Raw genomic sequence first — 25811 nt, 5'->3', positions numbered from 1 at the left:
TGCCGGCGAGTCCTCCCGTCGGACACGACCGTTCCGCTCATGGTTATTCGGATTCGACTGCCGGTTACGGACCCGGGATTTACCCTCCGCCTGTTTCCCGACGTTCGTCACTCCGTAGTGACGCGCTCGGGCGGCACCTTCAGCAGGCGCAGCGCATTCGCTACGACGAGCAACGTCGCGCCAGTATCTGCGAGAATCGCCAGCCACAGGCTCGCGAACCCAGCGAGCGTGAGCGCGAGGAACACGAGCTTGAGTCCGAGAGAAAACGCGATGTTGAAGCGGATAATCGCCAGCGTGCGCCGCCCGAGGCGGACCGTTTCGGCGATCTTCGCGAGGTCGTCTTTCATCAACGCAATGTCGGCGGTCTCGATCGCGGCGTCGGTGCCCGCCACGCCCATCGCGATGCCGACCGTTGCCGTCGCCATCGCGGGTGCGTCGTTCACCCCGTCGCCGACCATGCCGACGATCTCGTGCTGGGCACGGAGCGATTTCACCGCCGCCACTTTTTCCTCCGGCAGGAGGTCGCCGCGGGCTTCGTCGATTCCGACCTGCTGGGAGATAAAAGCCGCCGTGCGCTGATTGTCGCCGCTCAACATCACGACCTTTCGCACACCCGCTTCGTGCAGGGAGCGGATCGCCTCCGCAGCATTTTCCCGCACCGTGTCGCCGACCGCGAGGATGCCTAGCACGCTGCCAGCGCAGTCATCATGCGGCCGGTGTCCGACCACGACGACGGATTGGCCGCGGCTTTCAATCGCAGCGAGCCGGCGTTCGATGTCGTCCGAGCAAACGCCCAGCTCGTGGGTGAACCGGTGATTGCCGACAAAATAGGCGTGGCCGTCGATGAACCCCTGGGCGCCGCGTCCGCTGCGGTTCTGGTAGTCCTGCGCGCGCGGAAACGCGATCCCGCGCAGTTGAGCATGCTCGACCACCGCCTTTGCCAGTGGGTGCGCGGAGTGAGCGTCGATCGCTGCCGCGATGCGCAATATTTCCTCTTCCGAATTCTCGCCAACTGTCTCCACCTCCTGAACCGTCGGCCGACCTTCCGTGATCGTGCCCGTCTTGTCGACAGCGAGGGCGCGCAGGCGAGCGATCGATTCCAAATGCGCACCGCCTTTCACGAGCACGCCGCGTCGCGCGAGCGCCGTCAGCCCGGCAACGATGCTCACCGGTGTGGAAATCACGAGCGCGCATGGGCAGGCGATGATGAGGAGCACGCAAGCGCGATAAAGCCATTGCGACCAGTCGCCATTGAAGAGCAGCGGCGGAACCAGGAAAATCAGCAGCGCGCCGAGCGTGACAATCGGCGTGTAGTAGCGCGCGAAAATATCCACGAAACGCTGCGTCGGCGCCTTTTGCTCCTGCGCTTCCTGCACGAGCCGAATGATCCGCGCGAGGGTAGTGTCGCCGGCCGGTTTAGTGACGCGAACTTCAAGTGAACCTTCGCCGTTGATTGTGCCGGCGAAGACGGTGTCGCCGGGCTTCTTGTCCACCGGCACCGATTCCCCAGTGATCGGAGCTTGGTTCACCGCCGATTCCCCGGACATCACTTCACCATCGAGCGGAATGCTCATCCCCGATTTCACCGCGAAGACTTCTCCCACCTGCACCTCTTCGACCGGCACCTCGACGAATTTCTCGTCGCGGCGCACGGTGGCGTTCTTCGGTGCGATTTCTAGCAGCGCTTCGACTGCGCGGCGAGCGCGGCGATCCGCCCAGCCTTCGAGCCATTCAGCGACACCGAAGAGAAACACAACAGTCGCGGCCTCGAGCCACTCGCCGATGATCGACGCACCGATCGCTGCAACCACGACGAGCAGGTTGATGTCCGGCCGCAGCCGTTGGACCGCGCGCCAAGCCTTGGGCAGCAGAAACCACCCGCCGGCAGCCATTGCGACGAGCGACAGGCCCGCCGTGAACGAGGGCGACGAGATCTTGGTCCAGTGGAGAACCAATCCCGCGCCGACAAGCGCACCGGAAACAATCAAGCTGATCGACTCGGCGCGATTTCCCTCGTGATCGTGTCCCTCACCGTGCCCGCATCCTTCGCAGTCCGACTCGTGTCGATCCGGTGCAGCCTCGCCGGAGTAAGGGGCGTCGTCGTGGGAAGAGTTGTGACTGTGGCTCATGATGTTTCCTCGAATCGGATGGTTCTCGCAGACCGGAGCGATGCCGAGATCCCTGCTCTGATCACCGTGTGTGCGGCTGATCGTGCGCCGCGACCCGGAGCTTCGCCGTGCCGGGAGGTGCTGCCGGCACCTGCAATTGGTAACGCGCGCTCGGAGCCCGCAACCGTGCGGGTGCTGGCAGTTCACGAGGCTCGAAGTTTACCAAGTCCTCCCGCAATACGCTTCCGTCTGCGCCGAGGAACTGCACGTCCACGTGGCTATGCGCCATCGTCGCTTCACCAAACTGGCGGGTCAAATAGCCCTCGATCTGGTATCCGCCGCCTGCCGGTTTGACGATCGGCCGGGCGAGATCGATCGCCGCCGAGGACCGGCGCTCCACCGGCAGCGGCCACGTTCCGCCAAACTGCGTCGGGAGCGCCGCGCAACCAGCCAGCAGCAACGCGCCGCCACAGAAAAACACTCGCGCACTAGTTTGGGGACTCATGATGAATTTGTGGACACAGTCGTTACGTTTTTTCGGCGGTGCGGTATTTGTGCTTTCGCCAGCAATATCGCCCGGTCTCTGCCAACAATCCGAGCAGCCCGCCTGCTACTCCGCCGGCGAGCATGATCCACCGGCTCGGATGCGCGATGGCGACTTCGATAAGCACTGCAACCGCCTCGCCGACAAACGCGCCGATTGCGATGCCGGTCAGTGCGAATACCGGTTTCGGCGGGCGGCGCAGCCGCGCCTCTCTCGAAACGTTGGTGGGTTTCCGGCGCACGATGACGGTAGCTCCTCATCCTTTCACCGTCGCTGCCTCTCGACCGGCGAGATCGCGCAGCTCACGAATCGCGACGGCCATGTCCCGCGACTGGAACAGCCAGGTGCCGGCAACCAGCACGTCGGCCCCGGCCAGCAACCCGGCCGCGGCGGTTTCGGGTGTTATGCCACCATCGATCTCGATGCGAAACCGGAGACCACACGCCGCCCGACGGACATAGGCGGCTTCCATCTTCTCGACGGTCTCGGGAATGAAGGACTGTCCGCCAAAACCGGGATGCACCGTCATGACCAGGAGTAGATCGATCTCGGCGAGAAACGGCTCGACCTGCTCCAAAGGCGTTTCGGGGTTGAGCGCGAGTCCGGCTTTGCAGCCGCGCTCTCTGATCTCGCGCAGCAGCTGGCGCACCCGGTCCGAACCGCCGTCGGTTTCGACATGGACCGTGATACGGTCTGCCCCCGCTTGCACGAATGCACCAATATACTCCGCGGGATTCCCGATCATCAGTTGAACATCGAAGGGCAGACGCGTGTGCGCACGGACTGCTTTTACCACCGCGGGACCGAACGAAATGTTCGGGACAAAATGGCCGTCCATGATGTCGAGATGCAGCCAGTCGGCGCCGCTCTGCTCGACGCGCTGCACCTCTTCCCGCAGCCGCGAAAAGTCCGCGGCGAGCAGCGACGGGGCGACGAGGCGTTCGAGCATGGCGGAGGATTGAGTCAAGGAGCGCGGGTGGTTTGGGCGGGCGCAGCGGCGTTGGCATAGTCGACTTCCGAGACGCCGATTGCCTTCCGCAATTGTGCGACTGCGACGTTGTGACCGTGGAATGCCTGGAGCTGGCTCGTGCGCGCGGTGGTGAGCTCCAATTGCGCGACCAGCACATCGAGCTGGGTTGCGACACCTGCCTCGAAACGCATGGTCGCCAGCCGCACGGCTTCCTCAGCCTGCCCGACGGTCTTCTGCATCGCCCCGACAAGCTCCGACGCCCGCTCGATGGCGAAAAATGCCCGCCGCACTTCGACCTCGGCGGCGAGCCTCGCTTCGCTCTCTGTCAAACCCGCCTGTTCCGCTTGGGAGCCGGCCTGCATGATGGCACCAGACGTCGCACGCGGATTCACTTCCAAGCGAGACTGGGCGAACCCTCGCAGGCCCTTGATCGAATCCCCAAAACTGGTCGTCGGTCCCTTCCGCAAGTCGCCGCCGGCGCCCAGCGCAAGGCTCGGATAGTAGCGGGAACGCGCGACCGTGATCCCTTCCCGCTGCGCTGCAGCGAGTTTTTCCAGTCGCCGCAAATCAGGCCGGTCCGCTTGGGCGGCGGCCATGGCGGCGGCTAGTTCGAAGCTCACCGGCTCGAAGGAAAGCGTTCCCATAAATTCGGGCACCTCGCCTCCTGTCCCCAACTTTTCCGCCCTGAAGCCGATCGCCTGGCGCAATTCCTCGATCGCGATCCGCAGATTGTTCCGCGAACGGATCAGAGGCGGCTTCGCATTGGCGACCGCGACTTCCGCGCGGAGCCGTTCGAAAGCCGAAATCGTTCCCGCTTGCGCGCGCTGCGTTGCATAACTCAATTGGCTTTGGAGCAACTCAAGATTCTGCTCCTGCACCTTGATCTGCTCGCGGGCGAGGAGGACATCGTAAAAGCGGGTGCGGACGTCCAGCAGTGCCTCGTTGACCACGGCCTGAAGATCGAGAGTCGCCGCTTCGCGCTCCATTTCGGCTCCGCGGATCGAGGCGCGGACGCCGCCACCCGCAAACACCGTCTGGCTTGCCGTCAATGACATCCGCCAGGAGGGGCCTTTAGCGATGAAAAGCGGCACGCCCGAGGACCCCGTTGCAACGCTCTGCACACCACTGTGCTGGTAGCTGCCTGCGGCGGAGACGTTCGGCAGCGCCGCCGCAGTCACTGTGGTCACGATGCCTTCCTGCTCACGGATTCTCTCTCGCGCCCGCCGGATGGCGAAGTTGTTTTCGAGTGCGAACGCAATCGCCGTGTTCAAATCGAACCGATTAGGAACGGGCGGTCTAGAATCGGGTGCCGCGGTCGCAGCGAAACAGCAAAGCAGGTAGCCTACGAGCGGTATTGAGTGCGAAGATTTCATGGCAGTGGGTTGCTGCTGACTACCGAGCCGGAGACTCGAACCGGGTCATGTGGGCCATCGTGGCCCCGGACTTGGATTGTCGCTGTGCCGGGGAGGATTCCCGGCATCGACGTCCGCGGGCACGCGTATGGTTTCGGCGGTCGCGGCATTCGCGGCAGCCGTCGAGGACTGAAATCACGGGCAGCAACAAAACCGCAGCCCCCGGCACGGACATGCATCCGGCAAGGCAGCACCATTACGCAGTTGGGGGTCGCTGTTTTCACGGGGTTTCTTCTCCCATCGCGGCGTCACGCCGCGCGTCGGGAGCTACACGGCTGCATTCCCGGTTTCGCCGCTGCTCACTCGCACGGCGGATTCGAGCGGCATGACATACACCTTGCCGTCGCCACGGTTACCAGTCTGTGCCGCGGCGGCGATAGCCCTCGTCAACGCCTCAACGCGATCGTCAGGCACCATTACCTCGACACGCACCTTGCGCGCAGTCCCGAGCAGGGCTTCTGCTTCCTCGTCGGGGGAATGGCCGTGGCGTCCCCCACGGCCGAATCCACGCACGTCGCTAAACGATGCGCCGGTCAAATCGGGCACGTTGTGCAAGGCATCGCGAACGGCCTCTTCCTTGGAGGGACGAATGAAGGAGATTATCGTCTTCATAGCTTCACTCCTTGTCGTGATCGTGTTCCTTGCCGGCGTCATCACAGACGCAGGCATACTCGGCCCGTTTGCACTCGTCGCAGACTTCTTCGTGGAAGAGCACGCGGTAGTTCTTTGGGCGCGCGTTCGCGTTATCGCGAACTTGCACCACGACGTTGTAGTCGTCGCCTTTGGGTAACGGAGCCGTCGAGACGAGGGCGCCGTTCTTTTCGACGAAGTCGAGCTTCACCTTGCCGGACTTGGCTTCGGCCGTCGTGGAGACGACCTGACCGGAAAGCGGCAGGGGCTTCAGATCCTTGTCATAGAACGACACCACTACGCTTCGATCTTCCTCAACGAAGAACTCCGCGTGGGGCGCGTCGGTGGTTAGGATCCGACCGCCCTTCGGGCCGGGGATCGGCTTGGCAACGAGCGCAGCGGCCGAGACCGCGAGCGCGATAAGTGCAGTGGTAATGGTGCGAGTAGTTTTCATGGGCAATGGTTGTTCTGTCTTGTTCAGGACTGATGGTCCCCGTCATGAGCGCGCACGTGGATTGTCGCGGTGCCTGCGGGCATCGCGGATATCGGCAACCTATAATGCCCACGGTGGGCCATCTTGTGGCTGCCTCGGTGAAGGTCGCGCGGCACGAAATGTGTCACCTCGTTGCGCAGCACGCGACCAGTGGCGTCGAGGAAGTCGACATCGATGTGAGTCTCCGTCGTGGTCAAAGCGCCATACTGCCGGTAAACCCAACCGTCCAACAACAGGCGCCCGTCCTTCACGACGAGTTTGGGTGGATAGACCGCCACCGATTGCGACGCCGTGCGTTCGAGCGTCACGGCCGCAGATTCCGACGGCAGCGGCGCCGAGACGCAGCCGGCAAGGCCGGCCACGCTGACGACAAGAACAAGACACAGTGATCTCATACATGTCCTCCGGAGGACTTTGAAGCCGGCGGCGGTGCGCTGTCCGTCCGGTCGCGCTCGAATCGCTCGTAAAGCGCCGGCAGCAGCAGGAGCGTAAGAAACGTCGCGCTGATGATCCCGCCGATCACGACGGTCGCGAGCGGACGCTGCACCTCGGCCCCGGGTCCGGTGGCGATTGCCATCGGCAGGAAACCCAGGCTCGCCACGAGCGCCGTCATGAGCACGGGGCGCAAGCGGGTGAGCGCGCCTTCGAGGACCGCGTCACGCACGTTGCGGCCCTGCTCGCGCAGCTCGTTGAAGTAGCTCACCATCATCACGCCGTTGAGCACGGCGACCCCGGACAGCGCGATGAAGCCAATGCCGGCGGAAATGGAGAACGGCAGTCCGCGCAGCCATAACGCGAAGACTCCTCCGGTCACGGCGAGAGGTATACCCGTGTAGACGATCAGCGATTGGCGAAGGCTGCCAAAGGCGAAGAAGATCAGGAGGAAGATCACGCCCAGCGCGACCGGCACGATGATGGCCAGCCGGGCGCGCGCTTCCTGGAGATTTTTGAACTGACCACCGAAATCGATGGAGTAGCCGGGCGGCAGCTTGACCGTCCCGTTGATGCGTTCCTGGGCTTCGCGAACGAAACTCTCCACATCTCGGCCGCGAAGGTTCACCATGATCGCGGCCCGTCGTTGGCCGAACTCGCGGGCGATGGCATTGACCTTTTCGTTAACGACAAAGTCAGCCACCTGACCAAGCGTGATCACGCCTTCCGCGTGCGCTGACCGCAGCGGCAAGTGCTTCAGTTCATCGAGTGCCACACGCAGGTTCTCCGGTAGCCGGACAACGATCGGGTAACGACGATTGCCATCGATGACCACCCCGGCCTCCTCGCCGGCCAGTGCAGTAGAAACTGCGGCGTTTACTTCGGCGGCATGAATATTGAAACGCGTCATCGCGTCGCGCTTGAGCTTGATTTCAAGCATCGGCGCTTTACCCAGCGCATCGAATTCCACGTCCGCCGCTCCGGGCACGCTTTCCAAGATCTCGCGCACCTCCGTGGCGATCCGCTCGATCTGCCCGAAGTCTTCACCGTAAACCTTCACCGCAATGTCCGCGCGCGTGCCTTCGAGGATTTCGTTGAAGCGCATCTCAATCGGCTGCGAAAAGAGGTGCGATTCGCCCGGGAGATTCGCGGCCAGGACGGCCGCCATCTGGTCGGCCACCTCGTCTTTTGTCGGCGTGTGGCCGTGTTCATCCTGTGGCCACTCGTCGAGCGGCTTGTAGAAGATGTAGGTGTCGGCGACGTTTACGCCCATCGGATCGGTGGCGATTTCCGCTGTTCCGATGCGCGAGAAGGTGTGTGTGACCTGCGGGAATTTCTCGCGCAACAGACGCTCGCCCCGCTGCTGCATTGCCAGGGACGCATCCAATCCGATGCTGTTTGTTCGGATCATGAACGTTGCAAACGAGCCTTCATCGAGCTGAGGCACGAATTCCGCGCCCAGCCGATTGAACACCACCATGGAAAGGGCAAAGAGCCCGATTGCCCCCGCCACGAGCACCCACCGCAGCCGCAGCGCCGCGCGCAGCGTCGGCTCGTAAATTCGTTTCGCGAAGCGGATCACCAGATTGTCCTTCTCCGCGATTTTCCCGCGCAGGAGGAAGGAGCAGAGAACCGGCATCAGCGTGAGCGCCAGGATGAGCGCCCCGACCAGCGCGAAAATGACCGTGAATGCCATCGGCTTGAACGTCTTTCCTTCGATGCCCGTCAGCGAAAGGATGGGCACATAGACGATCGTGATGATAAGCACGCCGAAGAAGGTCGGTCGGCCGACCTCCTTGGCCGCAGCCAGCACCGTGTGCATCCGCTCGTCGCGGGTAAGCACGCGATGCACCTCATGCTGTCGCACTGCGAGCCGCCGCACGATGTTTTCGACCATCACGACAGCGCCATCGATGATCAGCCCGAAATCCACGGCACCGAGGCTCATCAGGTTGCCCGAGACGCCGAAGCGCACCATTCCAGTGATGGCGAATAGGAACGAGAGCGGGATCGCGAGCGACACAATGATTGCCGCCCGCCAGTTTCCGAGGAGTGCAAGCAGCACCACCACGACGAAGATCGCGCCCTCGAAAAGGTTCTTCTCCACCGTCCCGATCGTGCGTTCGACGACATCGGTGCGATCGTAAACCGTCGTGATCTCGACCCCGGGCGGCAGCTTGGGGCCGATTTCCACGAGCTTGTCCGCGACTCGTTTCGCTACAATCCGGCTGTTTTCACCGGCGAGCATCAGCGCGGCGCCAAGGAGCGCCTCGCGGCCGTTGTGGGTCGCCGTGCCGGTTCGGACGCTGCTGCCGATGCCGACTTCCGCCACATCACTGACGAGGAGCGGTGTGGCCAATGAGCCGCGAAACTTCACCGGCAAGTTCGCGATTTCCTCGGAGTTTTGCACGCGGCCTTCGGTGCGGATCGAGATTTGCTCTCCGCCAATCTGCACCGAGCCGCCGCCGGCGTTCTCGACATTCTCGCCGATGATCTCGGCGAGATCCGTGAGAGTCACGCCGGCCGCCAGCAAGGCATCCGGCTTCGGCTGCACCACGATTTGTTTCTCGTAGCCACCCGACGCGTTGATCTCCGCGACACCCGGAACCGTGCGGAGCTGTGGCTTCACCACGAAATCGTGGATCAACTCGAGTTCCATGAGCTGCTCGGCGCGCGTCGCGGCCTTGTTCTTCGCGTCGTCGGTGTAGTCGACCACGTAATAGAAAATGTCGCTCAGTCCGGTGGTGATCGGCGCGAGCTTGGGTGAAATATTTTTTGGGAGGTCGTCGACGGCGTTCTGCAGACGTTCGCTCACCAACTGCCGCGCGCGATAGATGTCGGCGTTCTCGTCGAAGATCAGCGTCACTTGCGAAAGGCCGGTCTTGGAGAGCGAACGCAGCTCGGTCATGCCTTGAATGCCGCTCATCTCCATCTCGATGGGAAATGTGACGAGCTTCTCGATTTCCTCTGGCGCGAGGCCTTTCACCTCGGTGTTGATTTGCACCTGCACGTTGGTGATGTCGGGCACCGCATCGATGGGCAGGCGTGTAGCCGCCCAAATGCCGGCGCCCAGGAGCGCGATCGCTCCGAGCACTACGAAGGTGCGCTGACGGAGGGAAAATTCCAAAATTCTGTCGATCATGGGAACGATATAAGCTGGGGATTAGTGGCTATGCCCGCCGCCCTTGGTGAGGCGTAGCTCGGTAAGCCAGAGTTCCTCGACGGCCGATACGGCGATCATGTCGCCGCTGTAGAGTCCGTCGGTGATTTCGATGAAGTTGTCGTCACTCGCACCGGTCTTCACGGCGGTGCGCAAGAGATGGGCGCCGTTGACGACGTAGACGAAGGTGCCGGTGGCGCTGCGCAAAAGGGCTGAGCGCGGCACAGCTGCAATCGTGCGCTCCGCACCCCGAAACGCGACTTCCCGCGTGGTGCCCACTTTGGGTGAGCCGGGCAGCGCGAGAACGACTTCGATTTGAGTCAACGCGGTCGAGATGTCGCGGCGAACCGATAGGACTTTCGCCTCGCTCGGCTGCAATCGTTCGAGTTCGTCCGCCAGCTCAGGGGGAACCAGCGTGAGCGCGCGGGCCGGCGGCCCGGCATCGAAAACCGTGGCGGTTACGGTGAACGCGCGCGCGAGTTTCCGCTCCTCGACCTCCGCGGTCTTGACGCCAATCGCCTCTCGCGTGGCGGGAGCAAGGCTCAATCCTTGGCCGTCCTTGAAGGAAGCTCCGGCTTCGCTTTCGGCTTCGCCGTGAGCATGACCCTCCGCTTCCTTCTCGTCGTTGCCATGAGCGCTCGGCGCCTTCTTTTCGCCGCAGCCCGTCACACCCAGCGCGACGCACGCAGAGGCAACGAGCAGAAAAAATCGCACTCGGCTCATGGCGTGATCTCCACGGGGTTGAAGTCCACGCCCGTGAGCTGCTGCAATTTCAGTCCTGCTTCGAGCGCTTCGCGCTGCGTGTCCAGCAGTGCCTCCACGGCGTCCAGATAGCTATTTTGCAGTTCGACATAAGTCGCGATCGGCACCGCGCCGAGGCGATAGTGGCGGTCCGCCAGCTCGGCGGCCTCGCGGAATTTCTTCACGGAATCGGGCGCCCAACGGCGCGACTCCGCGAGCTTCGTGGTGAAGACGTTCGCGGCCGTCAGCACCTCGCGTTCGAGTTCGCGCTGCGCAATGAGCGCTGCGGTCTCCGCCTGGCGACGACGCGACTCGGCGACATCAACCGCACTGCGCGACCGACTCGTAATCGGCAGCGGCACGCTGAGTCCGAGTCCGACCACGGTCTCGCGATCGCCGGCCTTTTCCTGCGAGTAAAACGGACTCACGCTGATTGCGGGGTAGCGCTCGTTGCGGGCGAGACGCACCTGATAGCCCTGTTGCTCCAGTTCGACCCGCTTGATCTTGAATTCGAAATTGTTCTCTCGCGCCGCAGCCAGCAGCGCCTCCGTGGCCGGAGGATTGTTGAACGTGAGCGCCGGGGCCGACACGCGCAGCGGCGCGCCGGGCGCGGCGCCGCGAAGCTGGTTCAATTCGATCAATGCGGCCTGCAAAGCGAGCTCCGCCTCGGTCGCGCGGCGCTGAAGCGCGAGTTCACCCGCCTCGATGACGCGCGTTTCGAGCAACGGCGTGATGCCGGCCGAATCGCGCGCGAGAAACGTTTCCTTCAGCGCGGCAAATCGGTCTGCGACCTCCCGGATCGCCGCCGCTTCGGCGTTGGCTACGTGCAGGCTATAGGCAAGCGTCCGGGCGCGGGCGGCGAGCGCATTCTGGAAACGAGCGTAGCCCAGTTCGGCGAGTTCCACGTTGCGGTTCGCAATCGCCTTCCGCAGGGCGAGCCGACCCGGCCATTCGAACGTCTGAGTGACTGAAACCGACCATGCCGTGCCCTCACCGGCGAGAGTGCCGGTCGGGTCTTTGACTCGTTTGCGGCCAAGATCGAGAGAGACTTCGGGATCATTGAGCGAGGCAGCTCCGCGGATGCCGGCTTTCGCTCCGGAAATCTCGGCTTCATAGAATTTCAGTTCGGGGTTGTTGGCGGCGATCTCGGCGACCAGCGTCGGGAGCGGCACCGGCGCCGGCTCTGGCGGCGAATTCTGCGCGAATAGGGGCGTGGTGCCGAGCAGGAACACGCTGAGTGAAAACGATAACGGTGGATGGGAAGAATGCTTCATTGGAAATACGAATAGGAGAACGTGGGAATCGGGGCATGGCGTTGCCCGGCACAGCGTGACGCGCGTCGGCGTCAGCGCGGGATCGAAAGGCCTGTCAGTCCGCGCAGGGACCGTTCAGGCTCAAACCAACGAAGGAGCGCGCGGCGAAGGCACGACGCGCTGCACAAACTTCCACGAAGCGACCCAATGCAACGGTCGCCCAACATCATCCATGCCAACGCGAAGAATTCGTTCTGGCTCCGGCGTCGGCACCGTCAAACAAATCAAACAGGTGCAAAGCGTCAGTTGGGGCTGCGGCGCATTGACGACGCCAACTGTGTTTAAGCTGCGGCCCTCCACGATCTGGCAGCCATCGTGGGAACAGTGCGCACCGTCGTTGGTGCAACAACCGCTGGCCGCAACCGCGTGTGCCTCAAAAACGCCCGCCGCTTCTAGCCCACAGTGCTGCGTCGCCAGCAGCCAGAAGGCCACCAGGAAGACCGCAGCGAGGCGATGACGGAGACGACGCACGCGCGGCAAACGAGGCGCAGTGCCCCTCGATGTCAAGCGCGCGAGCGCCATAGCGCAACGATGATGACCGCCCGATCCATTTCGATGTGATAACCGGGCTGGCCTCGACCCGGTGAGGGCTGTCGCAAGATCGGGCGCCTAAACACCCTCCATGTGCCAGAGAGCGAGGCAGGTCTCGTGGCGTTGCTGGCCGTTGCACGTCAAACGTTCACCCCGGACCCTGAGGCTACCGTGATTCGAGGGTAGGACAGGGAAAGGGGGCCGGGCCCACACCATCTCGTCAACAGCCGCGGTCAGTCACTTTGCCACTTCAGCTGTTCGATCAGCTCCGCGGTGATGGTCTGTGGATGTTCGCCGCGAGCAAAACGGTCCGGCGCACGCTGGAAGACATCGATGCACATCGGGCAGCAAAGCGGGAATGCCTTCCCTTGGTGATACAGCCGCGAAAACCTCCGACCGCCCGTGGCGACATTGCCACAGACGGCGCAGGTTTCGGTGGCCTCTGGCTGATCAGCCATGTCGGTCTGCCTTGAACAAGTGCTGTGAACTCAGTTCTTGCTCGCAACCGCGGTGCCGCAGCCGCCCTTCGTGCAGTCGTGCTTGCCCCTGATTTCAACCGGGGCCATCGCACCGCGCGCATTGTGGCCGGAAGGTTTCATTGCGACCATCGGCTTGTCGCACGATGTGCATTCAAGCTTCTGGCCGAGTGCGACGGTGGTGAGAGGACCGCGTCCGTTGTGCCAGGCCGGCTTGGTTTTGGTAACCGTGACAAGCCGTGCATCAGTGCAGGCCGGCGCTTGCGCAGCCGAGCCGTCGCGAGCCGTATTGGTGACTGCGAAGACGACGGAGGGCGCAGTGATGGCGCCCAAGATCAGGGCAGCCAGGATGATGGGGTTTCGTTGAGTTTTCATAACAATAGTTCTTCCGGATTGATCGGGAAAAAGAGCTGCTGATCAGCCGCAGCAGAGCATCGCGTTACAAGCGGTATCGTGCGTCATCTCGCCGGTCACGCTGCCTCGCTTGGTGGTAATCGAACCTGGACAGCGGGCACACGAGTGCCTGGACCCGACGATTCGCGCGCCGGCAGTGCCTTTGCCCGATGCACCGCGATCTCCGGCCGCCCAGATCCGCGCCGTCGTGCACCCACCGCATTTGTCCGGCGCTGCGGCACTCCCGTGCGGCGCTTCGCGCTGCAAGTGGTCTCGCCCCACTGGGCCGACAGAACAGGCCGAAACAAGAGCGCTTCCCGCGAGAATCGTTGCGGCGATCATGGCCCGAAAAGCTTTCATGGTCCGATTGGTGGTTGAGGTTGATTGTTCACACACCAATACGCTCAAGGGTGCCGTCGCCCCTCGGCAGACACTGCGCATCTATCGTCGCAAGCCGTGCATTTCTTGTCTTGGCGGCGACCCTGCCGGTGGCTCCCGAACCTCGCCGCATCGGTTCCTTCACATGTCGCCAGCTCGACCGTCTCCTCAGAACCAATCGTGTCCCCAGATCAGCGCTCCGCCAAAATGCCCGGTCGCGATCACGGCGCCAGCGGTAAACACCGCCAGGGGAAGTCGCAACCGATACAGTCTAGGCGACCTCGTCTCCCATCGGTTGGTGAGCCATACCAGAATCGCTCCGACAACGGCAGCGACTCCTAACCAGCGATGCCACTCCAACGTGCCGCGCTGGTCAGATCGCACGGATTCGTTAGCGGCGAGTAGCCAGCCTGTCGCCGCGGCCACGACCGCGAAAGCAGCGCCCCAACCGAACAGCCAGTGCGACGTTGCCTTTCGAAACGGTGTATCGCGAACGCGTCGGGCGCCTTCGACCAAACCGCCCAGCACAAGTAGCGTCAACGGCACATGCAGGACGATTGGATGCAGTCGCCCTAGAAATTCGAGTGGAGCCATGGCCCCTTTCGCGGCACTCGCCCGGCTCAGTGGTGTGTTCCGTGCGACTGTGCGCCAGACTCGCCTGAGCGCCGTAGTTGCCGCAGATATTTTTCCGGGTCTTTCCGAAAATCCTTCACGCAATCTTTGCAGCAAAACCTGACCAACTGATCCGGTTTTCCGTTCACCCGATACACGAAGTCTTGAGGCGGCCCCATGTCGCCACCCTCAAGCTTGTCGCCGGAAACGATGCAGCTCTCGACGGGGTACTCCGCTTTCGCTTTCGCAAGCCAATCGGCGTTGACGGAGGCTGCGGGAACCAGTTCGCCTGTGCTGGTTTCTTTGGTCGTCAGATCGCCTTTTTTGTGGCCCTCATGCGAAAACGCAACGCTTGGGAAACTAATCGCAGCAGCAATCGTCATTAGGGTGAGGACATTTCTCAGTGTTTTCATAAGGAAGAATGAGTGTTCGCTTCTGATACGTGCTTGGCCCTGCCTTCCCCTCAGACTATTCATCGCACCGGAGTGCGGACCGCCGTCAGTCTGGGTCGAGCGATTCCTCCGGCGGACCGGTTCTTTGGCGCCCGGTTGCCGAGGGCCCGGAGATGCAGTCGCGGTTGACCGCGTTATGCGACAGGCATCGTCCGGCGCAAGCCAGCGGCAGGGTCACTTGCCATTGGGCGTCTTCGCGACGAAAGCACACTCCTCGCCTTTTTCGTTCACGTATGTCACTTCCGTGTGAGTCGGTGGGTCGTTTCGCTGACGCTTCATCACGACCTTGGTCTCTTTTTTACACATCGGGCACGAGACCCTGGAGCCTTCCTTGCACAGCGCCATGGCACCCTCGGGACCGTCAATGCTCATCTCGGAAACCGTCTGGCACTGATTGCAGACGTAGATGACTTTGTCTTTGGCCTTCAATTTCTTGAACTCGCTCGACCTGCGAAGCGACTGCCAGTATTGCGGACCAGGCCCAGCAAGAGCATTCGACGCGACCGCGCCGAATGCCAGGGCCATCAGAATCAAACGAATGGATTTTGTTTTCATCGGTTTCTTTCTTTTCGAGGATTCGGCCGAACCGTGGAGGCGTGCACCATCTCGTGCTGCCGGTTGAATCTCGCCGTTACTGGAATCATGAAGTTCACTGAACGGTTTGGTGAGTTGGTCAATGCATGGCGTTTCGCCATCCCTGTTCAGGATGCGTGGCCACGGGCGTCATCACCGCGATGTAGCGCTCACTTGTTCCCGGGGGCATTATTGCCGCCACTTCCAGGAAGTGTTGGGCCATCCGGCGTTGACATTCGGCAACCATCGCGCTGGACCGATCCAACGCCGCCGCCAGCTCGGGGGTCATGCCCCGGCCGCTTTGCATCAAACGAGCTAATTCGGCCTGACTCGCCTGAAGCGTGAGCCACTGCGACTCGCAGTCAGTCGTGTAGCGACGGTGCAGGGCCGCGATGCGCAAGGTCGCATCGTCACTCAATCGAAACTCACGCTGCAACCACTGCAGCTCCCGTTCGGCTACGACAGGTTTTTCGCCGGGACGTATGGCGCGCCATGCGAACCCGCTGGCGCCAGCCGTCACAGCGGCGAACAATACAAGTGTTGCTTTCAGTTTCACGGTTCGAGGGCCGCTGTGCGGGCGATCGGATCGACCGCGAGCACGTAGGCGGCAAGGCCGGCGTCGCGTTCCTGCGCTGCGTGATGCCTGCGCCAGACTTCTCCGGCAACAAAGCCCGCCAAAACAGCAACCATCACGACGGTGGCCGCTGGTACCGGCATCCCCAGGACGTCTGAGATGCGGCGCCGCCAACGAAGGGGATGGCTCCGCTCGGCAATCCGACGCCAGACCCGGGCGGCGAACGCGACGTTGGCGGTCGGTTTGATTTCCCACTCCTGGAGCAGTGTTCTGAGCGGATCGGGCATCGGGATCGGGGATGACTGGCCTCCCATCCAATTATACCCCGCGCTGGCTCGAAACCCTCAGGTTATTGCTGAGAATTCGAGGCGAGGGTGCGATTCAGAGCGGAAACCCGCGCCGACGCGGCACCTGGCGGATGCGCCTCCACACCTTCTTCGCGAGGGCCGCGTCCACTCGCGGACTAACCCGCCAGCACTGAAGAAGTCGGCTGAGCGCGGCCACGGCTTTTGCAGACGGGGCTACCACTGGCCGGGAGTTTTCCATTTCATCTCCGCGAGCAGTTGCTCGACGAGCGTCTCCCGGCGTTCGCCGCCCGCGAAACGCGTGGGAGCACGCTGAAACATCTCCACGCACATGGGACAGCATAACGCGAAGCGGCGTCCCTCGTGGTAGAGATAAGCGGTGCCGCTGTTGCCGGCTGTCGCCTTGGCGCAGACGATGCAGGTTTCCTCGTTGGAGGATGAAGAACTCATGTCTGAGCCTCGGCGGGCAGAGCCGTGGGCGCTGCTGGCGGCGGCGGCAGGCTGCGACGGCGCCAGAGGAAGAAGATCGCCGGATACACGAGCAGTTCCATCAACGTTGAGGTGATGACGCCGCCAACCATCGGAACTGCGATCCGCTTCATCGTGTCGGCGCCGGTGCCGTGACTCCAGAGAATCGGCAGCAGACCCGCGATGATGACCGCCGCTGTCATGGCTTTCGGTCGCACGCGTTTCACCGCCCCATGGTAGATTGCGTCGCGCAGATCGAAAGTTGTGAGCATCTTCCCCTTCTTCTTCCAGTCATCGTATGCCAGATCCAGGTACAGGAGCATCACCACGCCCGTCTCGGCGTCCAGGCCCGCCAGGGCGATAATGCCGACCCAAACCGCCACGCTCATGTTGTAGTCGAGGAGGTAAAGCGCCCAGAACGCGCCTACAAGGGAGAACGGCACGGCGAGCAGCACGATGCCGGTTTTGATCCACGACTGCGTGTTGAGGTAGATGATAAAGATGATGACGAACAGCGTGAGAGGCACCACGATCATGAGCCGTTGTTGTGCGCGCTGCATATATTCATATTGTCCGCTCCAGAAAATGCTGTAGCCGGTCGGGATCTTGATTTCACCTCGTTGGATTGCGTCGTTCACCGTCTGCTGCGCGCCGCGGACATAGTTGCCCAGGTCTACGCCTTGAACATCGACGTAAATCCAAGCGTTCGGCACCGCGGCTTCGCTCTTGATGCCCATCGGGGCAGCAACAACACGCACCTGCGCCAACTGGCTCAGTGGAACTTGGGCGGCGAGTGAACCGTTCCCGTTGCCACCTCCCATCGCGCTGCCTGTCCCCGCCGCTTTGACCGGGATGAGGATTTCACGTAACGCCTCGAGATTCTCACGATAGTCTCGCTCATAGCGCAGAATGACACCATAACGTTCGAGCCCTTCGACCGTTGTCGTTAGCGGCATGCCGCCCAACGCAACCTGCAGCACCTCCTGAACCTCGCCAAGGGTGAGGCCGTAGCGGGCAATCGCGTCGCGATCGATGTCGAACTCCACATAGTTACCGCCCATGACCCGCTCGGCAAACACGCTGCTCGTGCCAGGCGCTCGACGAATCACACCTTCGATCTGACTGGCGATTCGTTCCAACTCTTTGAGATCGGGTCCAGCCACCTTGATGCCTACCGGGGTCTTGATCCCCGTGGCCAGCATGTCGATACGTGTTTTGATAGGCATGGTCCACGCGTTGGTGAGCCCGGGAATCTGCACGGCATTGTTCAATGCGGTGGTGAGTTCCTCGATTGTCCGCCGACGGTGGGCGACGACCTTCCCGTCCATGTCCTTGATATCGACTTCCGGCCACTCCTCCTCGGGTTTCAACATGATTGTCGTCTCGATCATGTCCATCGGCGCGGGATCGGTCGCTGATTCCGCCCGCCCGATCTTGCCGAATACATGATGCACCTCGGCGAACGACTTTATGATCTGGTCGGTTTGTTGGATTATTTCGCGCGCCTTGGTCGGCGAAATTCCGGGAAATGTCGTCGGCATGTAGAGCAGGTCGCCTTCATAAAGCGGCGGCATGAACTCGGAGCCGAGATTCTGATACGGAAATGCCTTGCCCATTTTCAGCGCGACTTCTTTGGCCGCGCCATCGGGCAGAACACGGGAAACGATCGCATTCCACGGCATAAACACCCAGAGCACGACCACCGCTGCGATGGTGATGACCCACCACCGGAACTTGATCATCAGATCGAGCACCGGATGATAAAGCCAGATGAGGAAACGGTTCACTGGATTCTTTTCCTCGGCCGGAATTTTCCCGCGAATGAAAAAGCCCATGAGCACCGGAGCGAGCGTGATCGATAAGAGCGCAGCCGCCCCCATTGAGTAGGTTTTCGTGAAAGCCAGCGGCTTGAACATCCGACCTTCCTGGGCCTGCAACGTAAACACTGGCAGGAAGGAAACCGTGATCACGAGGAGCGAATAGAACAGCGTGGGGCCCACCTCGACTGCGGCATCGCGGATTATATCCCAGTGCGGTTTCTTTCCCCCATCGTGCTCGATGTGCTTGTGCGCGTTTTCAATCATGATGATCGCCGCATCGACCATCGCACCGACAGCGATCGCAATACCTCCAAGCGACATGATGTTCGCACTGAGCCCTTGGCCATACATGATAGAAATCGAAGCCAAGACCGCGATCGGCAGGATCACGATTGCCACAAACGCGCTGCGCAGATGCATGAGGAAGATCAGGCACACCAGCGCGACGACGATGCTCTCCTCGATTAGTTTCTCCTTGAGCGTCTTGACGGCGCGGTCGATGAGCGCGGTGCGATCATAGGCGATCGAGTAGGTAACGCCTTCCGGCAAGCTCTTCATGGCTTGGTCGAGTCGGGCCTTGACGGCTTGAATGACCTGACGCGTGTCGACTCCATAGCGAACCACCACCACGCCGCCGACCGTCTCGCCTTCGCCGTTGAGTTCGGCAATGCCACGGCGCATATCCGGCCCGAGCTGCACATTTGCCACCTCTCCGAGAAGGATCGGTGTGCCGCCGGGTCCTCGTCCCACCGCCACTTTCTTCAGCATCTCCACGTCGGTGACGTAGCCTTTAACGCGCAGGATGAATTCCTTCTCGGCCATTTCCACGGACCTGCCCCCGACCTCGCCATTGCTCTTCTCCACGGCCATCGCGACATCGCTGATCGAGAGATTGTAGGCGTGGAGCCGGTGCGGATCGACCGTGATGTGATATTGCTTCACGAACCCGCCAACGGAGGCGATTTCTGCCACCCCTTCCACGCTGGCAAGTTGGTACCGAAGGAACCAGTCCTGCATGCTGCGCAGTTCAGCCAAGTCGTGCTTCGTCGAGTTGAGCGAATACATGAACGCCCAGCCCACGCCCGTGGCGTCCGGCCCGAGGGTGGGTGTCACGTTTTTCGGCAGACTAGCCTGCAAGCCGCTCAGGTATTCGAGCACACGGCTGCGCGCCCAGTAAGGATCAGTGCCGTCCTCGAAGATGACGTAGACGAACGAAAACCCGTAGAACGAATAGCCCCGCACGACTTTCGATTTCGGCACGGACAGCATCTTCGTCGTGAGCGGATAAGTGACTTGATCCTGCACGAGCTGCGGCGCCTGGCCGGGCCACTCGGTGTAAATGATAACCTGCGTGTCCGAGAGGTCGGGAATGGCATCGAGCGGGATATTCCGCAGCGAGTAAATGCCGCCCAGGATCAGAGCCGCGGTGGCGGCGAGAACCAGAAACTTGTTCTTGAGCGAGAATTCGATGATGGCCTTGAGCATGGTCGGCGGGAGGTTTTGCTCCGCAAAAACCTAAGTTTTCCGGAGAGGCTGAATTGTAGTGGGACGATGCGTGGCTATTTCTTGTCGTGCTCGCAAAGGCCGGCCGCCATTTCGGCCTGGCTCATGCCGCAACTGCCGCACTTGCCGTCGCCCGAAGTTGCGGCCACCGCAGCGCCCGTGGTTTGCGACCGGAGATAGGCCGCTACGGAAACTTGGTCGATCGGCGGATGCCCGGGCGGCAGCGCCATGGCCATGCCGCCGCTGGTTCCGCCCGTCGCTTCAGTGCCCGTAATCTCGTCGCCGCAGCCGGACATTTTCGTCCCGAAGAACGGATTCTGGGTGCCGGCTTTGCGCTGGAGCCAGCGCGCGGTGCCGGTCACCGGTGCCATCGTGCACTCGAACACGTGCAGCCCTTCCGTGTGATGGAGATGATGCTCGCGCGCGAGGTCGGCGACCGCCGTGCTTAACGGCTCGAACTCCGTGCGCGCAGCGGCAAGGTCCGTCGACACCGACAAGCCGTCCTTGAATTTACCGAGTGGCCCGTGCGCGGCGTGCGCGTCAGCCTTGAAATAGTTGGTGAGCGCCGCGCGAATCACCGGCAGTTGCTTCTGGTAACCGGCGAGGTCGTCGATCGCCAGAGCCGCCGCCGCATCGGCCAGACCAAAGGCCAGCGGCCTCAGCATGGCCACGGCTGACTCGGATTCATGAGCAGCGGGCGCGAGCGCTCCCTCTTCACGGGGCGTCGCCGCGGGCGCAGCATGTTCGTGAGCTGCGGGCGCGGAGGGTGTCGCTTGGGCGTTCGCCGTCGGCACGCCTTCGGCGGATTTTAGCATTTTCTGGATCGCTTCGCGGAGCTGGCTCTCGGAATCGAGCATGAACTGCCCCGACGTGACGACGCGATCGCCAACACGCAGGCCGCTGAGGACCTCATAAAAGTTTCCGCTGCTGCGCGCCCCGAGCTTGATTTCGCGTGCCTCGAAAAAGCCGCCGTCGAGCGCAATGAAAACGGTATTGCGCTCGCCGCTTCGGAGCACCGCGATATCAGGCACGAGCACCGCGTTGGCGGCGAGTTGGGCAGAGAAGTTCACGTCGACGAACATACCCGGGCGCAGAAAGCCTTCCGGGTTTGGCAGCACAATGCGCGCGGTCGCGGTGCGCGTCTGCGCCTCGACTTGAGGCAGAAGCAACTGCACGGTGCCTTCGAACGTGCGCTGCGGACCATAGCTCGAGCGGACAGTCGCGTCCTGTCCGCTGCTGAGATAGGGCAGATCCTTCTCGTAAATCTGTGCCTCGACCCAAACTGACGAGAGGTCCGCAAGACGATAAATTCGTTCGCCTGGCTTCATCATTTGTCCGACCACCGCCATCTTCTCGATGACCCAGCCATCGGTAGGTGCGTGGAACACCATCCTGCGACTCGGCTCACCGGAGCGTTTCAGCTCGGCGATAAACTCGGGCGAGACATCGAAAAGCTGCAGTCGCGCCAATGCCGCCCGCGTCAGCGGTCCGGCCTGTTCCTTTTCGGCTCGCAGGGCCAGCACGTAATTGAGCTGCGCGTTGTAGACGTCGGGCGAATAGATTTCAAAGAGCGGGTCACCGGCTTTCACCAACGTCCATGTGGTGTTGACCATCAGTTTTTCTATCCACCCCTCATACTTCGTGGTGATGTCGCGCAGCCCCTCTTCGTTGTAGGCCACCAAACCAACGGTGCGAAACTCGCGGCGCACGGGGCCTTGTTCGACGAGTGCCGTCTTTAGGTTCATCCGCTGGGTCGTCGCGGCATCAATCTGAATGTTGTTCTCGGCGGAAGTGTCCTCGCCTTCGTAAACAGGCACCATGTCCATGCCCATGGAATCTTTGCCGGGCGCGGTTTTCACCTCGCCGGGGATCATGGTCGATTTGTAGTATTTGACCTTGCGCTCGCCGCCCGCGGTCGAGCCGCTGGCCTTCGCAGTGTTCGCGCGGATCGGCGTGAGCTTCATGCCGCAGATCGGGCAGTTGCCCGGCTCCTTCTTGATGATCTGCGGATGCATGCCGCAGGTGTAGAGCTGCTCGGCAGCCACGAGCCCAGCCGCCAAGGCCAGCGCGAGAAAAATGACGGAGAGGAAACGGAGGGAAGTCTTCATGAATCAGGAGCAGTTCAGCGTTGGGAAAGGGTGCTTTCGGCGACGACGGGCACTTCGTCCGGCGTAGCGGAGGCGGTTAGGAGGAGGAGTTCGGTTGCGGCAATCTCGCGCTCACGCATGGCCGCGACGCGTTCCAGGCGCATGTCGAGCGCCATGAGCTGTGTCTCCGGGATCATCGAGGGACTCGTCATGCCGGACTGGTAGCCGGCCTCGATCGTCGCGATTGCCTGTTCAAAATTCGGCAGCGCCGTCTCGTCGATGTAGGCGATCATCCGGTCGGCTTCTCGCACCATGTAGAGCATCTGCGCGAGTTCCGCGGACAAGTTGATCAGCTCGGCGGTCACCCGCGCGGCACTGGCATCGCGCCGCGCCTCAGCGGCGGCGATGTTGGCGGCGATCTTTTCGCGCCAAATCGGCAGGGTCACCGTAGCGGTCGGACGCACCATCAATGGGTCGGCTTTCAGATCGGCCATTCCGCCAACCGTGAAATCCGGCGTGCGCGCCTTGCGGGCAACCTCAATGCTGGCGATTGCCATCTCGACCATCGCGCGCATCCGCGCCAGCTCGGGATTGGCCGCAGAGGCCCGGCGCCAGAGTTCGTCTTCGCCTGCTACGACCGACGGCACGAGGGCAGCCAGGGGCCAGGCCGGGTCCGGGTCCGCGGGCGTCAGCCCGAGCGCAGACTTGAAACGGACGCGAACCGCGGTTCGGCGGTCGCTCAAGGTAGCTAGGTCGGTCCGCACCTTCGCCGTGTTGTTCTGGATGCTGACCTGATTCGCCAGCGTGCCCATGCCCCGGCCGGTCGTGTAGTCGGCGCTTGCGATCTCCAGCGATTGTTCGAGCGAACCGATCGACGCCTCACGGAGGCGGATCGCCTCGTCGACGTAGGCGAGGTCGATCCACGCCTTGCGCGCTTCGGCTGCGGTGCGAAGCGCGACAGCGACGAACGCGCGATACTCAACGTCGCTTGCGGCGGTCATTTCGCGGCCCATCGCACGGCGTTTGCCTGGCGTCATGATGTCGAACATGAGGCCTGGCATGAAGGTCATCAGCGTGCTTGTGACATCTGCCTCGAACGTAAACTGCGGATCCGGTAGCGCGCGGGTCGGCGCGATTCGTGAGACTGAGGCTCGCCAGTCATGATAGGCACCCAAGACCTGCGGGTGGTTGAGCACCGCAAAACGCACGTATTCGGCGAGCGGCGAATCGGAGCGCAGCTCCGGCAACAGTGGTCTTTGCGCCGCGGGGCGCAATGTGTCTCCGGCCTGCGCGAGCCGCGTCCGCGCCTCTTTCTCACCGGCAGATGGAGCGAGAGTGCAGCCACCGAGCATTGCGCTCAGCAACATGACGGCGGCGAAGCGAGGTGGAACCGAGGAGAACGCGATTTTCATGGATTGTCCGAACCCGCGATTCGAAAACGGCGCGGGCTTTGGTGAAAGGGTGGCGGGATATGCTGATTTTTACGACGTTAACCTCGACGCACAGCCTTTGCGGTTTAGAACGAAGTGGAGCGGAAAAGGTGCTGGTGCAGAATTATACTTCCCAGCGGGCCGAATCCCTCAGGCAGTTTTTGCGATCGATGACGCATATCTTGCGCCGTGAGGGCAATCGCCGGTCGGGCTGGGCGCTCATCCTCTTTGCATTTCGTCGACGAGTGGTGTCTTCGATCTCCACGCGACCTCGATCGCAACCCAAAGGCCGAGCTCTTTCCTGTAATAAATTCGGGTGCTCTGGCCGACGGGTGGTCGTTCTCCCGCCGCCGCTTTCTTTCCGTCCTTTCGCAAGCGGGTGCGGCCCTCGACGATCACGAAGGCTGCTGGCCGATCTTCTCTTTCTGGCAGTGGATCGAGCGTCAGGCTTTTCGTGTCGACCGATGTGACGACTCCGTTTGCGCGGTGTGGCAGCAATGGCATCCCGAACGAGCTGATGCCCGAGAGCGGCAGAACGAATGCGAGAATTCGAAAGATGGTTTTCATCGTTCACTTTCCATTGCCACGCAGGCGCTGCGCCTGGAGCGCCTCGTGAACGGCCACGAGCAGTTGCTCGACCAGAAAGGGTTTTGGCAGAAACGCGTGCGGCATTGATGCGGCGCGATCACCGTTCCGGGCTGCGCCGATGCTGGCGCTCGTTTGGATGATGCTTAACGAAGGGTTGACCTCGTGAAGCGCCTGAATCACCGCGTGACTCCCGAGAAACGGCATCACGGTGTCGACGACTGCCACCTTAAGTCCAGCCCCATGCCCCGCCGCCGCCGCGAGAGCCTCCGCGCCGTCGCTGGCGCGCAGGACTTCATAGCCGGCCTTCTCCAGCGCCAAACAGGTCATTTCCAGAACTGTGCTCTCGTCGTCCACGACGAGCGCCAGTTCGCCTTGTCCCGCCGGCAGTGCGCTGCCCTGCCGTTGCAGCGGCTCGGCTTCCGAAGCTGCAATCGCAGGGAGAAAGATTCTGAACTTGGTTCCGTGCCCCGACTGGCTGATCAGTTGGATGAAGCCGTCATGGCTAGTGACGATATCGCGGGTGATTGCCAGGCCCAGCCCCGTGCCCTGGCCGGCCGGCTTCGTCGTGAAAAACGGATCGAAGATCTGGTCCCGGTGTTCCGCCGGGATGCCTGAGCCGGTGTCGGCCACGCTGAAGACCGCATAAGGGCCAGGCCTCGCTCCGGAAATTCCGTTTCGCGCGAGATCGCATTCCGCGAGATTCCCGGCCGCGAACTGCAATTCGCCGCCGTCAGGCATCGCGTCGCGTGCGTTGACGGCCAAGTTCATGAGGACTTGGGCCATTTGCGCTGCGTCGGCCCGGACCGGCCAGAGATCTTCGGGTAGATCCTCGCGAATGCGAATGGACTTTGGGAATACGACGCGCGCCATCTCCGCGGTCTCGTGGAGCACGTCGCGAAGTTGCAGCTCGGTGCGACGACTCTCGCCGCCACGCACAAAGGCGATTATTTGCCGTGCGATCTGGATCGCGCGCCCCGCACTGCTGTGAATCGTGTCGAGCAGAGCCTGTTCCTGCTCTTCCCGCGGAGCGCGGCGGAGGATATCCGTCGCGAATACGACCGGCACGAGCACGTTGCTCAAATCGTGCGCGATCCCGCTGGCCAGGGCGCCCACGCATTCCAGCCGTTGGGCGCGCAGTAGTTCACCGTGGAGCGTCTTGAATTCCGTGATGTCGCGAAAAAGGCCGACGACCAGATCACGGCCGAAAAGCGTGAGCGCCGCGGTGCTGATGTGAACGGGTAGAACGCGGCCGTCGGACGTTCGCACCTCCGCTTCCAAGTTGGCGGTCGCTCCTCCGACGCGTGGAGTCATCCGCTGCCGGTATTCCTGAGCCTTTTCCGAGGGGAAAAAGGCATCGCAGCGCTTTCCGACGATTTGCGCGCGGGGCCGGCCGAACATCCGCTCCGCTTCGTGATTGGCGTCGATCACCCGTCCCATGGCGGAATCGAACAAAAGAGCGGCGTCGCCGAGGCATTCGAACAACTGCCTGTATTTGTGCTCCGATTCGCGCATGATCGCCTCCGCCCGCTGGCATTCGGACACCTGCGCGATCAGCGGGCGGAACGAGAAAAAATACAGCGCCGGGAAAAGAACGATCACCAGCAGAACGGACTCGACGAGCGAATGCGCCCAGCCCGGCAGGATCGCATGCCACGGGTGCAGCGAGAGCATCGTCAGCGAGTGCGTGACCGCGATCGTCACGCAGATGAGGAGCAGCAGCCGCACCGGCGAGGTGTGAGTCAGTGTCCGTCCGACTCGCGAGAGGGTCGCGCGAACCGTGGCGGCGATTGTCGGATGAGGAAGTTGGCCACTCATGGG

General features: G+C 62.2%; 24 protein-coding genes. All 24 read right to left on the bottom strand.

The window, feature by feature from the left end:
* Positions 1 to 107: 107 nt before the first annotated feature.
* Positions 108 to 2129 carry a heavy metal translocating P-type ATPase gene (locus tag OTER_RS22455; protein ID WP_012377236.1) on the bottom strand — a complete coding sequence of 674 codons (2022 nt, stop codon included), beginning with the start codon at positions 2127 to 2129 and terminating at the stop codon, positions 108 to 110.
* Positions 2130 to 2190: 61 nt separating this feature from the next.
* On the bottom strand, positions 2191 to 2613 hold the full coding sequence (locus OTER_RS22450) for a hypothetical protein (RefSeq protein ID WP_012377235.1): 423 nt from the start codon (positions 2611 to 2613) through the stop codon (positions 2191 to 2193).
* 22 nt (positions 2614 to 2635) lie between these two features.
* A complete protein-coding gene (locus OTER_RS22445) occupies positions 2636 to 2893 on the bottom strand; it encodes a hypothetical protein (protein WP_012377234.1) in 258 nt (85 codons plus the stop codon).
* A gap of 15 nt (positions 2894 to 2908) precedes the next feature.
* A complete protein-coding gene (gene rpe / locus OTER_RS22440; RefSeq protein ID WP_012377233.1) occupies positions 2909 to 3601 on the bottom strand; it encodes a ribulose-phosphate 3-epimerase in 693 nt (230 codons plus the stop codon).
* 14 nt (positions 3602 to 3615) lie between these two features.
* Positions 3616 to 4995 carry a TolC family protein gene (locus OTER_RS22435; RefSeq protein WP_012377232.1) on the bottom strand — a complete coding sequence of 460 codons (1380 nt, stop codon included), beginning with the start codon at positions 4993 to 4995 and terminating at the stop codon, positions 3616 to 3618.
* A 306-nt stretch (positions 4996 to 5301) separates the two neighbouring features.
* The gene (locus OTER_RS22430) at positions 5302 to 5646 is read right to left on the bottom strand and encodes a P-II family nitrogen regulator (RefSeq protein ID WP_012377231.1); all 345 of its coding nucleotides are present in this window, start codon (positions 5644 to 5646) and stop codon (positions 5302 to 5304) included.
* 4 nt (positions 5647 to 5650) lie between these two features.
* Positions 5651 to 6118 carry a hypothetical protein gene (locus OTER_RS22425; protein ID WP_012377230.1) on the bottom strand — a complete coding sequence of 156 codons (468 nt, stop codon included), beginning with the start codon at positions 6116 to 6118 and terminating at the stop codon, positions 5651 to 5653.
* 23 nt (positions 6119 to 6141) lie between these two features.
* Positions 6142 to 6519 (bottom strand): hypothetical protein, encoded by a 378-nt coding sequence (locus tag OTER_RS22420; protein WP_148218215.1) that lies wholly within the window; start codon positions 6517 to 6519, stop codon positions 6142 to 6144.
* A 29-nt stretch (positions 6520 to 6548) separates the two neighbouring features.
* Entirely contained in the window at positions 6549 to 9731 is a 3183-nt protein-coding gene (locus OTER_RS22415; protein ID WP_012377228.1) for an efflux RND transporter permease subunit, read from the bottom strand.
* 21 nt (positions 9732 to 9752) lie between these two features.
* On the bottom strand, positions 9753 to 10472 hold the full coding sequence (locus tag OTER_RS22410; protein WP_012377227.1) for an efflux RND transporter periplasmic adaptor subunit: 720 nt from the start codon (positions 10470 to 10472) through the stop codon (positions 9753 to 9755).
* Positions 10469 to 11764: a TolC family protein gene (locus OTER_RS22405; protein WP_012377226.1), complete on the bottom strand. Its 1296-nt coding sequence runs from the start codon at positions 11762 to 11764 to the stop codon at positions 10469 to 10471. The genes OTER_RS22410 and OTER_RS22405 overlap by 4 nt, the downstream gene beginning before the upstream one ends.
* A gap of 803 nt (positions 11765 to 12567) precedes the next feature.
* The gene (locus OTER_RS26015; RefSeq protein ID WP_012377225.1) at positions 12568 to 12792 is read right to left on the bottom strand and encodes a hypothetical protein; all 225 of its coding nucleotides are present in this window, start codon (positions 12790 to 12792) and stop codon (positions 12568 to 12570) included.
* A gap of 30 nt (positions 12793 to 12822) precedes the next feature.
* Positions 12823 to 13185: a hypothetical protein gene (locus tag OTER_RS22400; RefSeq protein ID WP_012377224.1), complete on the bottom strand. Its 363-nt coding sequence runs from the start codon at positions 13183 to 13185 to the stop codon at positions 12823 to 12825.
* A gap of 564 nt (positions 13186 to 13749) precedes the next feature.
* Entirely contained in the window at positions 13750 to 14175 is a 426-nt protein-coding gene (locus tag OTER_RS26795) for a DUF2231 domain-containing protein (protein WP_012377223.1), read from the bottom strand.
* 26 nt (positions 14176 to 14201) lie between these two features.
* Positions 14202 to 14606 (bottom strand): hypothetical protein, encoded by a 405-nt coding sequence (locus tag OTER_RS24685; RefSeq protein ID WP_012377222.1) that lies wholly within the window; start codon positions 14604 to 14606, stop codon positions 14202 to 14204.
* A gap of 213 nt (positions 14607 to 14819) precedes the next feature.
* Entirely contained in the window at positions 14820 to 15200 is a 381-nt protein-coding gene (locus OTER_RS22390; RefSeq protein ID WP_012377221.1) for a hypothetical protein, read from the bottom strand.
* 118 nt (positions 15201 to 15318) lie between these two features.
* Positions 15319 to 15774, bottom strand: a complete 456-nt coding sequence (locus OTER_RS26360; protein WP_158305514.1) for a periplasmic heavy metal sensor — start codon at positions 15772 to 15774, stop codon at positions 15319 to 15321.
* Positions 15771 to 16079 (bottom strand): hypothetical protein, encoded by a 309-nt coding sequence (locus tag OTER_RS26355; RefSeq protein WP_012377219.1) that lies wholly within the window; start codon positions 16077 to 16079, stop codon positions 15771 to 15773. The genes OTER_RS26360 and OTER_RS26355 overlap by 4 nt, the downstream gene beginning before the upstream one ends.
* A 234-nt stretch (positions 16080 to 16313) precedes the next feature.
* A complete protein-coding gene (locus OTER_RS22375; RefSeq protein ID WP_012377218.1) occupies positions 16314 to 16547 on the bottom strand; it encodes a hypothetical protein in 234 nt (77 codons plus the stop codon).
* On the bottom strand, positions 16544 to 19870 hold the full coding sequence (locus OTER_RS22370) for an efflux RND transporter permease subunit (protein ID WP_012377217.1): 3327 nt from the start codon (positions 19868 to 19870) through the stop codon (positions 16544 to 16546). Before OTER_RS22370 ends, OTER_RS22375 begins: the two co-directional genes overlap by 4 nt.
* A 74-nt stretch (positions 19871 to 19944) precedes the next feature.
* Positions 19945 to 21996: an efflux RND transporter periplasmic adaptor subunit gene (locus OTER_RS24680; protein WP_012377216.1), complete on the bottom strand. Its 2052-nt coding sequence runs from the start codon at positions 21994 to 21996 to the stop codon at positions 19945 to 19947.
* A 14-nt stretch (positions 21997 to 22010) separates the two neighbouring features.
* Positions 22011 to 23387 (bottom strand): TolC family protein, encoded by a 1377-nt coding sequence (locus tag OTER_RS22360; RefSeq protein ID WP_044891959.1) that lies wholly within the window; start codon positions 23385 to 23387, stop codon positions 22011 to 22013.
* A 237-nt stretch (positions 23388 to 23624) separates the two neighbouring features.
* Positions 23625 to 23972 carry a hypothetical protein gene (locus OTER_RS22355; protein WP_012377214.1) on the bottom strand — a complete coding sequence of 116 codons (348 nt, stop codon included), beginning with the start codon at positions 23970 to 23972 and terminating at the stop codon, positions 23625 to 23627.
* A 3-nt stretch (positions 23973 to 23975) separates the two neighbouring features.
* Positions 23976 to 25808, bottom strand: a complete 1833-nt coding sequence (locus OTER_RS22350; protein ID WP_158305513.1) for a hybrid sensor histidine kinase/response regulator — start codon at positions 25806 to 25808, stop codon at positions 23976 to 23978.
* Positions 25809 to 25811: the final 3 nt, after the last annotated feature.

Source organism: Opitutus terrae PB90-1 (assembly GCF_000019965.1).
In the GTDB taxonomy this organism is placed as follows: Bacteria; Verrucomicrobiota; Verrucomicrobiia; order Opitutales; family Opitutaceae; genus Opitutus; species Opitutus terrae.
This window is presented reverse-complemented; position numbering and strand designations above follow the sequence as displayed.